Raw genomic sequence first — 551 nt, 5'->3', positions numbered from 1 at the left:
GTCGAGCCGCCGTTCGGCCTCCGCGACGGTCTCGCCGCCCTGGCCGATCGCGGCCGCCATCTCGCCGGCGGGCACCACGAACACGAGGCGGTCGCCCTCCACGAGGCAGTCGGTCGGCGTGACGCCGGTCAGCTCGTCGAACCGACCGATGTATTGCCGCGCCTCGTCGGAGAGCTCGACGTACATTAGTCGTCGCTCACGACGCGCGACCCCATCCGGAGGTCGACGTCGCCGGTCCCCATCGAGATGGGCTTGCCGGCGATGACGTTCTCGATGACGCCGTCGAGGTCGTCGTACTCGCCGTGGATCGCGGCGTCGAGCAGGTGGTTGACCGTCACCTCGAACGCCGCGCGCGCGAGGACCGAGTCCTTGTTGCCGGAGATGCCGTGCCGGCCGATCGACTCGATCTCGCCGTTGTTCGTCATGATGTCGGCGACGAGCATGAGGTGGCGGACGTTCACGTCGTCGAGCCCCTGCTCTTCGAGCGTGTTCTTCGTCTCGTCGATGATCGTCTCGCGGGCCGCCTCGACCCCGAGGTTCCGGTAGATCTC

Annotated in this window: 2 pseudogenes; both read right to left on the bottom strand. The window is 68.1% G+C overall.

Going from position 1 to position 551, the window contains the following annotated elements:
* Positions 1 to 186 (bottom strand): annotated as a pseudogene (locus tag D3D02_RS18755) (KH domain-containing protein); the annotation flags it as partial.
* Positions 186 to 551: pseudogene (locus D3D02_RS18750) on the bottom strand (DNA-directed RNA polymerase subunit A''); the annotation flags it as partial. The pseudogenes D3D02_RS18750 and D3D02_RS18755, both read right to left, overlap by 1 nt.

It is taken from the genome of Halobellus sp. Atlit-38R, from assembly GCF_003665925.1.
GTDB lineage: Archaea > Halobacteriota > Halobacteria > Halobacteriales > Haloferacaceae > Haloquadratum > Haloquadratum inordinatus.
This window is presented reverse-complemented; position numbering and strand designations above follow the sequence as displayed.